This window comes from Pseudoduganella sp. jia 12 (genome assembly GCF_055502675.1).
In genome coordinates this window covers 1-13,295 of record NZ_JBUXKP010000019.1, presented here as the reverse complement: position 1 = coordinate 13,295, position 13,295 = coordinate 1, and the positions used below count along the sequence as shown (strand labels likewise).

At 65.4% G+C, this 13,295-nt stretch carries 10 protein-coding genes and 1 rRNA gene; 9 read left to right on the top strand and 2 right to left on the bottom strand.

Going from position 1 to position 13,295, the window contains the following annotated elements:
- Positions 1 to 17: 17 nt before the first annotated feature.
- Both ACY65G_RS28785 and ACY65G_RS28780 read right to left on the bottom strand, forming a co-directional pair.
- On the bottom strand, positions 18 to 3,746 hold the full coding sequence (locus ACY65G_RS28785; protein ID WP_465000711.1) for a TonB-dependent receptor: 3,729 nt from the start codon (positions 3,744 to 3,746) through the stop codon (positions 18 to 20).
- Positions 3,747 to 3,889: 143 nt separating this feature from the next.
- A complete protein-coding gene (locus ACY65G_RS28780) occupies positions 3,890 to 4,894 on the bottom strand; it encodes a pectinesterase family protein (RefSeq protein WP_465000710.1) in 1,005 nt (334 codons plus the stop codon).
- Between the two features lie 223 nt (positions 4,895 to 5,117).
- Here ACY65G_RS28780 and ACY65G_RS28775 point away from each other — a divergent pair, with 223 nt between their 5' ends.
- The 9 genes from ACY65G_RS28775 to ACY65G_RS28735 form a co-directional block, all read left to right on the top strand.
- Positions 5,118 to 5,453, top strand: a complete 336-nt coding sequence (locus ACY65G_RS28775) for a UxaA family hydrolase (protein WP_465000709.1) — start codon at positions 5,118 to 5,120, stop codon at positions 5,451 to 5,453.
- Position 5,454: 1 nt separating this feature from the next.
- Positions 5,455 to 6,678, top strand: a complete 1,224-nt coding sequence (locus ACY65G_RS28770) for a UxaA family hydrolase (protein WP_465000708.1) — start codon at positions 5,455 to 5,457, stop codon at positions 6,676 to 6,678.
- Positions 6,678 to 7,703 (top strand): aldo/keto reductase, encoded by a 1,026-nt coding sequence (locus ACY65G_RS28765; protein ID WP_465000707.1) that lies wholly within the window; start codon positions 6,678 to 6,680, stop codon positions 7,701 to 7,703. The genes ACY65G_RS28770 and ACY65G_RS28765 overlap by 1 nt, the downstream gene beginning before the upstream one ends.
- A gap of 39 nt (positions 7,704 to 7,742) precedes the next feature.
- On the top strand, positions 7,743 to 8,621 hold the full coding sequence (locus tag ACY65G_RS28760; RefSeq protein ID WP_465000706.1) for a fumarylacetoacetate hydrolase family protein: 879 nt from the start codon (positions 7,743 to 7,745) through the stop codon (positions 8,619 to 8,621).
- A gap of 110 nt (positions 8,622 to 8,731) precedes the next feature.
- A complete protein-coding gene (gene fucP, locus ACY65G_RS28755) occupies positions 8,732 to 10,036 on the top strand; it encodes an L-fucose:H+ symporter permease (RefSeq protein ID WP_465000705.1) in 1,305 nt (434 codons plus the stop codon).
- Entirely contained in the window at positions 10,029 to 10,793 is a 765-nt protein-coding gene (locus ACY65G_RS28750) for an SDR family NAD(P)-dependent oxidoreductase (RefSeq protein WP_465000704.1), read from the top strand. The genes fucP and ACY65G_RS28750 overlap by 8 nt, the downstream gene beginning before the upstream one ends.
- A gap of 318 nt (positions 10,794 to 11,111) precedes the next feature.
- Positions 11,112 to 11,699: a DUF2325 domain-containing protein gene (locus tag ACY65G_RS28745; RefSeq protein WP_465000703.1), complete on the top strand. Its 588-nt coding sequence runs from the start codon at positions 11,112 to 11,114 to the stop codon at positions 11,697 to 11,699.
- A 270-nt stretch (positions 11,700 to 11,969) separates the two neighbouring features.
- Positions 11,970 to 12,707 (top strand): DNA-binding protein, encoded by a 738-nt coding sequence (locus ACY65G_RS28740; RefSeq protein ID WP_465000702.1) that lies wholly within the window; start codon positions 11,970 to 11,972, stop codon positions 12,705 to 12,707.
- A 408-nt stretch (positions 12,708 to 13,115) separates the two neighbouring features.
- Positions 13,116 to 13,295 (top strand): 16S ribosomal RNA (locus tag ACY65G_RS28735); the annotation flags it as partial.

Below are 13,295 nucleotides of genomic sequence, written 5' to 3'. Positions count from 1 at the left end.
AGACCACCTGCATAACCTTACAGCGTGCGGAACGACACGCCCACCATGATGCGGCGGCCGGCGTACGCGTAGTCGAGCAGGTTCGGCACGCCGTTGCTGAGCGGCGCGAACCCGGCCTGGCTGTTCGACGTGGTGGCGTTGCCGATGTTGCGGCCCTCCAGGAAGAATTCCACGTCCGGCCGCCATTTGTAAGCGATCTTCGCGTCGACGAAGCGCGTGGCGTCCTTGAAGTTCGGCGACCCGGGCGAATAGATCTTCGGCGTGGAATTGTTGGCGGTCACGCCCTGCGCCGGATAGTTGATCAGCTCGCGCGGCGCCTGCGTGCACGGCGAGATGCAGGTGAACCAGGCGGCGGCGCCCTGCAGTGCCACGCGCGCCGACAGCCGGCCATCGTCGTACCACAGCGCCACGTTGTACTGCGATTCCGATTCGCGCGCCGGCGGCAGCGCCGTGCCGGTCAGCAGGTCGACGATGGAAGCCGTCACGTGCTTCGATTTCACCTTCGTGTAGTTGGCATCGAAACCGGTGAAGCTCAGCAGGCCGGGCAGGAACGTGAAGGCCGTCTTCGTGGAGAACTCGGCGCCATTGCGGGTGGAGACCGGGCCGTTCACATAGGTGGAATAGTTGAACGGCAGGTCGGACAGTTTCACGCCGGTCTGCGGATCCACCAGGTCGGACCCGGCGAACAGCTGGCCGCCGCTCACGCCTTCGGTGATGAACTGGCCGACCTTGCCCTTCTGGTTGAAGTACGCCAGGCTGAACATCGTGTCGCGGTTCGGATACCACTCCAGCGACACGTTCTGGTTGACGTTCTTGCGCGCCTGCAGGGCGGGGTTGCCGATGACGCCGTTGCAGCGCTGCGTGCCGTCGGCATCGAGGTCGGCGGCGCGTTCGTCGTAAATGCAGGTACTGGCCGGCAGCAGCTGCTGGATCGGCGGCCGCGCCACGGTCTTCGCCACGCTGTAGCGCAGTACCAGTTCGTCCGGGCGCAGCCACGTGGCCAGGTTCAGGCTGGGCAGCACGTCCGTCGTGGTGGCATCCACCGCCGTGTTCTGCACGATCGACGATTGCACGTAGCCGGCCGAGTTGGTCGGGTCTTCCGCGTCGTACAGCGCCGTCTTCGAATACGACGTGAACGTCATCGTGCCGGTGCCGCTGACGCGGCTGCGCACGTAGCGCACGCCCACGTTGCCGTCGAATTCGAGGCCGAACGGCAGCGCGCGGTTCGTGAACGGCACATGGTCGAGGCCGAAATCGGTCATCAGGTAGAACGCATCGATGCGTTCCTGCAGCTTGTTCACGGGCTGGTCGTAGACTTTGCCGTCGGTGGCCGTGCAGGTCTGCACGCAATCCCAGTTGCGGTTGGCAAAGTTGGTCAGTTCGACGGCCCGCGCGATGTCGATGCCCATCCAGTTCTGCGGCAGGATCGCCGGCCGGTCCTTGGCGCCGTGGAAGTACGACGTGCCGGTGGCCGGCTTGGTCAGCGTCTGCTGGATGATATTGAGGAAGTCCTGCTGCGACAGCACGAGCGTGCCGTCGCGGCCGCTGCGCGGATCGCCCGGCGGATTCATGCCGTACTGGCAGGCGTCGCCGCCCGGCGCCAGCGAAGCCGGAGTGTTCTGGCAGCCTTCGAAGCGGTTGTCGACGCGCGCCTGCGGCAGGTAGACGCCGGGCACGTAGCCCGCCTGGCCGTAGGTGCCGACCGGCGCCTTGACCATGCGGTCGCCGGCGCCGCCTTCCCACGAGTTGCTGTAGCTGTCGCGCAGGTTGAAGCCGGCCTTCAGGCGCTTGAAGAACGGAACGCTTTCCGGCGTCATGTAGGTCACGTCCAGCTTCGCGGTGCGCTCGCCCGTTTCGCGGATCTGCGGCAGCCACAGGATGCCGGTGGCCATCGTGCGCAGCGGCTGCACGGCGGCCGGGTAGTTCGGCCGGAAAATGGTATTGGTGTTGCCCAGCGTCGCACCGCCCACGGTGCGCGGGAACAGTGCCGCGTAGCCGGCCGGGTCGGCCTGGTTGACGCCGGCGGGGAAATTGAAGCCCCACAGGCCGCTCGGGTCCAGTTCGAAGGTCGTCGGGCCCGTGTTCAGCGTGTAGCTCATGCGCTGCTGCACGCGGCGGAAGTCGGAGCGCGCATCGGCAAAGAAGAATTCGGCGGTCAGGCCATCGTTCCGGTAAGTGCCGCCCGTCTGCAGGTAGCGGCTGATCGTGCGGGCGAATTCCAGCGTCTGGTCCGGGATCGCCTGGCCGTCGGAGACCGTGAAGCGGGTCAGGTGGTGGCTCGGGTCGACCAGCACCGAGGCCGGGTCGATGTTGGTGACGGCACCGGGGATGACATAGTTGTTCGACCGTGTCGAGAAGCCGCCCGGATACGTGAAGAAGCCCGAGCCTGGTGTCGCGGCGCGCACGCCGGTGGCGGCATTGTCGGCGAACACGGCGCCGGTATAGCCCGGGGTGACGAGCGGGTTGGGAAGCTGGTTCGGGTTCTTCACGAGGCCCAGCTGGTAGGTCATCTGCTCGATGCGTGTTTCGCGGCGGTTGAAGCTGCCCTTGGCGTACACGGTCAGCCGGTTGTTCACCTTGAAGTCGCCGCGCAGGTCCAGGTTGTCCTTGCGGTCGTGTTCCTTCTTCATGAAGTAGCGCACGTTCGACGGCGTGTAGTCGTTCCACTGGTTCAGGCAGGTGAGCAGCTCGTTGCCCCGCTGCGCCCGCGCCGGGCCCTGGCTGTTCGTGGGAATCCCTGCCAGCTGCGCGGCCGACAGGTCAGGGAACAGGTTGTGGCAATCCTGCTTCGTCTGCGCGCCCGCCGACTTGGTGATCAGCGACAGCGGCGATTCCGAATTCAGGAAGTTCGTGCCGCCCATCGGCGTGCGCAGGATCGGCGTGGTGGCCGTGCTGTCGTCGCTGGCCACGGTGCTGGGCAGGAAGCTGTAGGTCTTTTCCGGCGACCCGTCGAAGTCCAGCAGGCGATAGTAACCCTGCTGCGCCGTCTGCGACACCTGCATCGAATGCGCTTCGTTGTTCAGCGTGCTGTGCGAGGCGTTCAGAATCAGGCCCAGCCGCCCGTCCAGGTACTTGTTCGCCAGGATCAGGTTGGCGTCCGGCTTCCATTTCTTGTCCAGCGAATTCTGGCTGCCGCCCAGGCGCAGCGAGGCGAACGGCTTCTTGAAGTCCAGGCCGGTGCGGGTCTTGATGACGATGCCGCCGCCCAGTGCGCCCTCGGTCATGTCGGCCGTCGATCCTTTCACGACGTCGACGCTCTTGATCAGGTCGGCGGACAGCTGGCGGAATTCCGTGCCGCGGCTGTTCGCGCCGCCCGTGCCACCGGCATCGGTGCCGCCGGCCGACTGCACGCTCTGGCCATCGAGTTCCACGCGGGTCAGGTCGGCGCCGTTGCCGCGCACCGACACCGTGACGCCTTCGCCATAGTCGCCGCGGTCGAGCACGATGCCGGCCATGCGCGAGATGGCTTCACCCACGTTCCGGTCCGGCAGCGAGCCCACGTCCTCGGCCACGATGGAATCCATGGCGGTGGCGGCATTCTTCTTGCGCTCGATGCCCGACTGCTGCGAGGCCCGCGTGGCCACCACTTCCACTCTCTGGATCGGTCCGTTCCCGGCGGACGCGCCCGATGCGGCGGAGGTCTGCTGGGCCACGGCAGCCTGGCTGGCGACGAGCGATACGAGCGCCATCGATACGGAATGCGTTAAACGTTTAACCCTCAAATTGCGGCTGATGCGTTGGTTCATGATCTCCTCCGGTGTTTTATTGATGTTTTGTGCAGGCGTGGCAATACCGGCCACGCCTGGCTTGTCGATGACACGAATTCCGGTTTGGCCGCGGGTGGGCGGCCGGGCAGGTCAGGGCGCCGCTCGTGGCGGCGCCGGGCGGATCACAGCGGCCGCCAGCCGTCGCTGCCGCCGAGGATGTTCGCCACGGTGTACTCGCGCGCTTCGGCATCCGTCAGCTGGCGCGACCAGCCGGCCCGCTTGCCGGGATTGGCGCCGTCGCCGCGGCTGTTGTATTCCACGTAGCGGGCGGTTTTTTCGTTGTCCGGCTTGCCCCAGTTGTTCCAGCCCTCGGGCCGGACGTGCGCCCCCATCTCGGTGTTGATGAACGCGACGGCGCCGTGCGGCCGCCATGGGCGGCCCAGGTAGGCCAGCGGCGTGGGGGCCTTCGCTTCGATCCTGCCGGTGGGGTCGACCCAGGGCGCCGGATCGCTCGTCAGCTTGCTGTCGATGAACACGAAACCATAGGGTCGCTCGGGCGGCGTGCTGGCGGCCGTGACGTAGCCGCCGTTCTTGCTGCGGATCTCGCAGCGGTCGAACACCGCCGTGGCGCTGCCGTAGATGAAGTCGACGCGGCCTTCGATGTACGTGTCGCGGAAGTAGTGGCGGCCATGGTTCAGCATGACCGTGTCCTGCCAGCCCAGCAGGCGGCTATTGGTGACCACGGCGCGGTCGCCGTCGATGCGCAGCGCCAGCGCCTGGCCATGGTCGCCGGACGTGTTCCGGAACGTCAGCTTGTCGGCGCGGAAGCCGTCGGCCAGCACCACCAGCGCAGTGCCCTTGTGGCGCAGATCCGTGCCGGCGGGTTGTTCCTCGTTCGTGTTGATGTGCCACGTGAGAATCGTGGACTCCGCCACCTCGCCCTGCAGGGTGACGTTCTTCTTTTCCTTGCGCAGGATCTTCTGGCCGTCGTACACGCCGGGCTTCACGAGGATCACGGTGCGCTCGCTGCTGTTGTCGCGCACCGCGGCGAACGCTTCCTGCACCGTGCGCACGTCGCCGCTGCCGTCCGCGGCGACCACGATCGTGCGGTCCGCGGCGAGAGCGTCGAGGCAGGCGAACAGCAGCAGGGAAGCGCCGGCGAAGGCGCGCGTGGTTGCGATATTCATGTCTCCTCCGAAGGGGATGGTTCGTTGTGTTTGTTTTATTTATTCTAGGAAGATGTCCCGCTGAAGTAAAACGTTTTCTGTCGCGGCACGCAACAGTGTCGTAAAAATGTTTGCGCAATCAATCACGGAAATGATCGCTGTAACCATCAGCGCAGAAACCCGTTGACGGTATTGAATATATTTAATACATTTAATGGGGTTCGAATCCAGAGGAGATGCTGCGATGTATCCAGACCCGGCGCCGGCGGCGCCCCAGTTGCTGTTGATGGCCCCCGAGGACAATTGCCTGATCGCGCGGCTGCAGCTTGCCGCCGGCGACGCGGTGGAGATCGACGGCACCCGCGTGATCCTGCCGGAAGCCGTGCCGCTGGGTTACAAGGTGGCCCGCGTGCCGCTGCAGCCGGGCGACAAGGTGTTGCGCTACGGCGCGCTGATCGGCTCCGTCACGGCGCCGGTGCCGCAGGGCGCCATCCTGCACACGCACAACCTCGCCAGCGACTACATTCCTACCTATACCCTGGACGACGACAGCAAGTCCTTCATCGGGAGCACGCACTGACATGAACGATCGCCTTTCTCCGCCGGCACTGGCCGGCTACCTGCGCGACGATGGCCGCAAGGGCATCCGCAATGTCGTGGTCGTTGTCTACACCGTCGAATGCGCGCACCACGTGGCCCGTCTCGTCGTGAACGCGTTCCACGGTCAGCCGGTGCACCTGATCGGCTTTCCCGGCTGCTATCCGAACGATTACGCCGACCGCATGATGAAGCGGCTCGTCACGCACCCGAATGTGGGCGCGGCACTGATCGTGTCGCTGGGCTGCGAAAGCTTCAACCGGCGCGGCCTGGAAGAGACCGTGGCGGCCAGCGGCCGGCCCGTGCATACGATCACGATCCAGGAAAACCGCGGCACCCGCACCAGCGTGGCCGACGGGGTGGAATGGGTGCGCTGGGCGCTCGACGCGCTGGCCGTGCAGCCGCGCGTGCCGATGGGGATGGATGAACTGGTGGTGGCCACCATCTGCGGCGGCTCCGACAGCACGAGCGGCATCACGGCCAACCCCGCCGTGGGCGTGGCGTTCGACCAGCTCGTGGGCGCCGGCGCCACGTGCATTTTCGAGGAAACGGGCGAACTGGTGGGCTGCGAATTCCACATGAAGCGGCGCGCCGCCACGCCGGAACTGGGCGACGCGATCGTGCGCTGCGTGGACAAGGCGGCGCGCTACTACACGGTGCTGGGCCACGGCAGTTTCGCGCCCGGCAATGCCGATGGCGGGCTGACGACGCAGGAAGAAAAATCGCTGGGCGCGTATGCGAAGAGCGGGGCGTCGCCGATCTCCGGCATCCTGAAGCCGGGCGACCAGCCCGAGGTGGGCGGCCTGTACCTGCTGGACGTGGTGCCCGACGGCGAAGTGCGTTTCGGCTTCCCGAACATCTCGGACAATGCCGAGATCGTGGAGCTGCTGTCGTGCGGCGCCCATATCACGCTGTTCACCACCGGGCGCGGCTCGGTCGTCGGTTCGGCCATTGCCCCAGTCATCAAGGTGTGCGCCAATCCCGCCACCTACGAACGGCTGGCCGAGGACATGGACGTCAATGCCGGCCGCATCCTCACCGGCCAGGCATCGCTGCAGCAGGTGGGCGACGAGATCGTGGCCCTGGTGGCGCGCGTGGCGAACGGCGAGCAGACCTGCTCGGAGGCGCTGGGCCACCAGGAATTCATCCTCACCTATAAACAGTTCGAGCCGTCCGGCCCGGGTTGTTATCCGCTGAAGGCCGCCTGATGAAGGTTCACGAGACACGCGATGTCGGGCGCAGTGCCGGGCGCCTGCCGCTGACCTGCATGGGCCTGGGCTGCGCCCAGCTCGGCGGCCTGTACGAGCCGATGGATGACGCCGATGCGCAGGCGATCGTCGACGCGGCCTGGGATCTCGGCATCCGCTACTTCGACACGGCGCCCTACTATGGCTTCACGCTGTCCGAGCACCGGCTCGGCGCGGCATTGCGCAACCGGCCGCGCGGCGACTACGTGGTCAGCACGAAGGTGGGCCGCTTGATGCGGCCGGATCCCACGGTGAAGGCGGGCGACTGCGGCTGGGGCGCGCCGCTGCCGTTCCGTCCCGTGTTCGACTACACGTACGACGGCATCCGCCGCTCGCACGAGGACAGCCTGCAGCGCCTGGGCATGGACCGCGTGGACATGCTGTATGTGCACGATATCGGCCGCATGACACACGGCGGCCATGGCGGGCGCCACGAGCATTACTGGCACCAGCTGACCGGTGGCGGCGGCTTTCGCGCGCTCACGCAATTGCGCGACGAAGGCAGCATTCGCGCCTTCGGGCTCGGTGTCAACGAGTGGCAAGCGGTGGCCGACGCGATGGATGCGTGCGACCTCGACTGCGCCTTGCTGGCGGGCCGCTATACGCTGCTGGAACAGGCGTCGCGCGTGCCGCTGATGGACCGCTGTGCCGAACGGGGCATCGGCATCGTGATCGGCGGGCCGTTCAACTCCGGCATCCTGGCGGGCACCCGAAAGTTCAACTACGAAGACGCGCCGGCCGAGATCGTCGCGCGCGTCGAGGCGATCGGCGCCACGTGCCGCCAGGCCGGCGTGCCCGTGCAGGCGGCGGCGCTGCAGTTCCCGATGGCCCACCCGGCCGTGGTGTCGTGCATTCCCGGTGCGCAAAGCGTGGCGCAATTGCGCCAGAACGCCGACTGGTTCGCGCAGCCGATCCCCGCCGCGCTGTGGGGCGCGCTGGCCCGCGATGGCCTGGTCGATCCGCACGCCCCGGTACCGGCATTCTGATTATTCGATGTGACTTGAAATGGAAAGCAAAGGAACCCCATGAAATTGCTGCGCTACGGCCCGAAGGGCGACGAAAAACCCGGCCTGCTGGACCCCGAAGGACGGATCCGCGACCTGTCCGGCTACATTCCGGACGTGGAATCGGCCTACCTGGGCAGGGAATCGCTGGCACGCCTGAAGGCGCTCGACTGGCGCGCGTTGCCTGCCGCGGCGTCGGCATCGGCATCGGCAACGCGGCTGGCCCCCATCGTCGCCGATACCGGCAAGCTCATTTGCGTGGGCCTGAACTACTCGGACCACGCGGCCGAATCGGGCATGGCCGTGCCGAGCGAACCCGTGCTGTTCATGAAGGCCACCAGCGCCATCGTCGGCGCCAACGACGCCGTGGTGCTGCCGCGCGATTCCGTCAAGAGCGATTGGGAAGTGGAGCTGGGCGTCGTCATCGGCACCCGCGCGCGCTATGTGGACGAGGACAAGGCGCTCGACTACGTGGCCGGCTACTGCGTGGTCAACGACCTGTCCGAGCGCGAATACCAGCTGGAGCGGGGCGGCCAATGGGACAAGGGTAAAGGTTGCGACACGTTCGGCCCCGTCGGCCCATGGCTCGTGACGGCCGACGAGGTGCCGGACCCGCAGAACCTCGACATGTGGCTCGAGGTGAACGGCAAGCGCTTCCAGCAGGGCAGCACGCGCACGATGGTGTTCACGGTGGCGCAGCTGGTCAGCTACATCAGCCGTTTCATGACGCTGCACCCGGGCGACATCATCAGCACCGGCACGCCGCCGGGCGTGGGCCTGGGCCAGAAACCCGATCCCGTGTACCTGCGCGCGGGCGACGTGATGCGCCTGGGGATCGCCGGGCTCGGCGAACAGCGGCAGACCGTTTATGCGTGGAACGAGGAGCTGATCGACGCTTGAGGTTCCGCGCACATCGGCACGCGCCGATTGTGCTTTGCAGGTAGCTTGTCCTGACACCAAACGATACAAGGGCCGCGCAATGTACGCGGCCCGCACTGGAGACATCAGACATGACCGCACCGACCGCCCGGCGTTCCTACAAGTTCGCCTTTGTGATGCTCACCACGCTGTTCTTCCTGTGGGGCTTCGTCCATAACCTCGATCCGATCCTGATCCCGCACCTGCGCCGCTCGTTCAGCCTGACGGTGCTGCAGGCCGCGCTCGTCGATTCGGCCGTCTACATCGCCTATTTCGTGATGGCGCTGCCGGCCGGCCTGCTGATCCGCCGCGCAGGCTACCGCTGCACGATCATCGCCGGCCTGCTGCTGTTCGGTGTCGGCTCGATGCTGTTCATTCCGGCGGCCGATACGCACCGCTACGCCGTGTTCCTGGCCGCGCTGTTCATCATTGCCTGCGGCCTGACGTTGCTGGAAACGGCGGCCAATCCGTATGCATCGCTGCTGGGCAGGCCGGAACGGGCCACGCAGCGCCTGAACCTGGCGCAGTCGTTCAACGGCCTGGCCGCCGCGATCGCGCCGATCGTCGGCGCGCGTTTGATCCTCGTCGAGGGCGCGAGCGACCAGCAACTGCAGGCGATGACGGAAAGCGCCCGGCAGGCGGCGCTGGCGGCCGAAGCGGCCAGCGTGAAGGGACCCTACATGGTGCTCGGTCTCGTCATCTTCGCGATCGCCATCGTGTTCTATTTCATCCGCCTGCCCGAGCCGGAGCGCAAGGCGGCCGATCCCGGCGAACGCGTGGGCGGCGCCATCGCCCGCGCCTGGCGGCAGGGGCCGATCCGGCGCGCCGTCATCGCCCAGTTCTTCTACGTGGGCGCGCAGGTGTGCGTGTTCAGCTTCTTCATCCTGTTTGCCGCCAGCGCGGCGGGCCTGTCGCAGATCGCCGCGGCCGATTACCTGGGCTGGGGCTGCGGTGTGGCGTTCGTGGTGGGCCGCTTTGCCGGCACGTGCGCGATGAAATATGTCGCGCCGGCCCGGCTGCTGCTTGTCTACGCGCTGCTTTGCTCGCTGCTGTCGGTGGTGACGATGTTCGCCAGCGGCATGGCCTGCGTGGCGGCCGTCATCGGCATGGTGTTCTTCATGTCGATCATGTTCCCCACCATTTTCGCACTCGGCATCCAGGACGCGGGCGGCAGCACGGAAATGGGCAGCAGCCTGATCATCATGGCCATCGTCGGCGGCGCACTGCTGCCGCTGGCGTTCGGCTTCGTCAGCGACGTCACGCACAGCCTCCAGCTGGCGTACGGCGTGCCGCTGGCGTGCTTCCTCGTCGTCGCCTGGTTTGCCCGCACCGCAATATCGGCCGAGCGCGCGGCGCCCATCCCACCCCTCACGAACGGAGCCCTGAAACGTGTTTAACCTGAACGACAAGAAGGCGGTCATCACCGGTGCCGGCAGCGGCATCGGCCGGGCCATCGCGAAAATGTTCGCCGCCCGCGGCGCCGCCGTCCACGTGCTCGACATCGGCGAGGATGCCGCCCGCGAGGTGGCTCACGAGATCCGCCGCGACGGCGGCACGGCCACGGTCCACGCGTGCAACGTGACGTCGCAGGCCGACGTGCTGGCCACCTTTGCCGCCATCGGCCCGCTCGACATCCTTGTCAACAATGCCGGCATCGCCCATGTCGGCAAGGCCGACACCACCGCGGAGGGCGATTTCGACCGCGTGATGGCCGTGAACGTGAAAGGCGTCTACAACTGCCTGCACGCGGCCATCCCGCAACTGCGCGCCAACGGCGGCGGCGTGATCCTGAACATGGCGTCCGTCGCGGCCTGGGTCGCCGTGGCCGACCGTTTCGCCTACTCGACCGGCAAGGGTGCGGTGATGGCGATGACGCTGTCGGTGGCGAAGGATTACATCCAGGATGGCATCCGCTGCAACTCGATCTCGCCGGGCCGCGTGCATACGCCGTTCGTCGATGGCTTCCTGGCCAGGAACTACCCGGGACGCGAGGCGGAGATGTTCGACAAGCTGTCGAAGACGCAGCCGATCGGGCGGATGGCGCAGCCTGACGAGGTGGCGGCGCTGGCGCTGTACCTGTGCAGCGACGAGGCATCGTTCATCACCGGCACGGATTATCCGATCGATGGCGGATTCATCACGCTCAATTCCTGACAGGGTGGCGGCCGTACGCCGCTGCGCTGCCGCTCCTCTTTCGCGTGCATATCCGCTTGGCGCAACCGTCGCCGCGATGTGGCGTCCATAAATTCATTCTCCTATGAAATCTTCTTCCCCGGTCGTTGCGTAACCCGCGGCTGGCGCGCCAACGTCGAATGACCACGATCCGATGACGGCGTTGGTGGAGCGCGGTCCCTAGGACGGCGTTAAGGGTGTCCTAAAACACTGCTTGCATAATGACTATCATTGTAATGAGAATCATTCGCAATTAAAATGGTAGGGGCATTCAAGCCAGCGTTTCAGAAAGGGTCACAGATGTATATAACCGCCGAAGATTTCGATCAGCTGCTTCAGGAGCATGCCGCACTGCTGCGCGCCTACGGCGCGGTGCAGGTGCGCTGCACCGAACTGTTGCAGGAGCAAGCACGCGAGATCGCGCGGCTCGATGCCGAGGCGATGCGGCTGCGCGGGGAGCTGATCCGGCGGGATACCGCGCTCGCATGGGCGAAGGAGGATCGCGCCGCGCTGGAACAGGCCATTCCGGGCCTTGCCCGGCGTGACAGACTGGCGCAGCAGGTGACAGCCTTGCAGGCGCGCGTGCGGGAACTTTCGGACGAACTGCAGTGGCGCGACATGCGCATGGCGCTGGAACGCCCGGTCAAGCAGCCGGCGCCCATGGCCGACGACTTTGCCGCCCTCGAAGCCGATCTGGCCGCGGCCGACCTGGTGATCTGCCAGACTGGTTGCATGAGCCACGGCGCCTACTGGCGCGTGCAGGACCATTGCAAGCGCACGGGCAAGGCCTGCGTGCTGGTCGAGAATGCCGATGCGCTGCACATCGTGCGCATCCAGCGGACCGGGGAAGGCGAGGGAGCGGCGCTAGTCGCGTCGCAGCAGGGCTGACGTCAGCCGGTCAATGCCGGTGATTTCGGAGCGAGGCAGCCAGTCACCTCGACAAAGCAACGGCAAGAAGCCGGAGCCGCATGGTTCGTTCTCCATGAATATTGAAAGGCGGTTGCTTTCCGGCCGATTCCAGCAGCGCGTATCCCGCAACTTATCAGCACTTGAGAGCATGCATGGTGAATACAACACCATCCGCATGCGAGTAAGCGGCGGCCCCGTATAGCCAAGGTCGTGCCGGCAAAAAAGCATCTGTAGTAAGCTGCGCGCATCATGAAACGGACTGATGACATGCAGGACCAGACACCCACATTCGAAGAGATCGCAGCGGCCGCCAGTGCCCTGCACGACGATGGCAACCCAGTCACGGTCGAAGCCGTACGCGACGCGCTGGGTAGCGGCTCCCCATCCACCATCCACAAGCATCTTGCTGCATGGCGTGCGGACAACATTCCGTCACCCGAAACACCAAAGGCCGAAATTCCCGAACCGCTGGTGGCCGCACTGGCCGACTGGGCGCGGCAATTCGCCGAGCAGTCCGGCGCCGGCAACCGGGACAAGCTCGCGCAGGCCGAGAGCGACCTGGAAGCATTGGCCCGCTCGGGAGAGATGCTGGAAGCGGAGCGGGACGAGTTGCTGTCGCAGCTCTCGACCGCGAACGCATTGGCCGCCGAGCGCGCCGAACAGATCGAACGCCTGACCGTGGAATTACGCGATGCACGCGAAGTGGCGACCAATGCGCTGGTCGGCAAGGCGAAGGACCAGCTGGCAATCGACGGCAAGGACCGGCAACTGGTCGATTTGCGGGCCCAGCTGGAACGCAGCGTGGCCTCGGCCGCATCCGACTCCGATGCCCGCCTCACGGCCGAGATGGAGCTCGTCGGCGCGGTCACGGCGCGCGACAACTATGCTTCCGAACTGAAGGCGCTGCGGACACAGCTCGAGTCGCTGAATGCCGACCGCACGGCCTTGCGCGCCGAGGTCGACGGCCTGCGCACGCGCCGTTCCTGACATTCGCAAAAAAGAGGCTTGCCGACGGGCAGGGCGTTTGCTATAGTCCTGTCCCTCGCAGCAACGCGCCGACACGAAAGTGAAGCAAGCAAGTTGAGGCGAAGCAAAAAGAAGCTTGACGATTCGCACGAAACAAACGATAATCTTGCCTCTCTGCTGCTGACAAACACAACGATTTGTCTACGGGTTGATCCCGAGTTGCAGCACCGCTGAAAAAGCGAAGAATTCTTTAACAATCAACAGTCGATAAGTGTGGGCGTTTGATGCGATGTGCCTCCGGATTTCGGTCCGGAATGCTCAAAATATAGCAGCAAACGCTTACACAAGTAATAACGTAATCATCTTCGGATGATTCGTCAGTTATTTGAGTGAGTGACCTCCGATAGCAGTATCGGAAAAACAGAGATTAAACTGAAGAGTTTGATCCTGGCTCAGATTGAACGCTGGCGGCATGCTTTACACATGCAAGTCGAACGGTAACAGGGAGCTTGCTCCGCTGACGAGTGGCGAACGGGTGAGTAATATATCGGAACGTGCCCAAGAGTGGGGGATAACGTAGCGAAAGTTACGCTAATACCGCATACGATC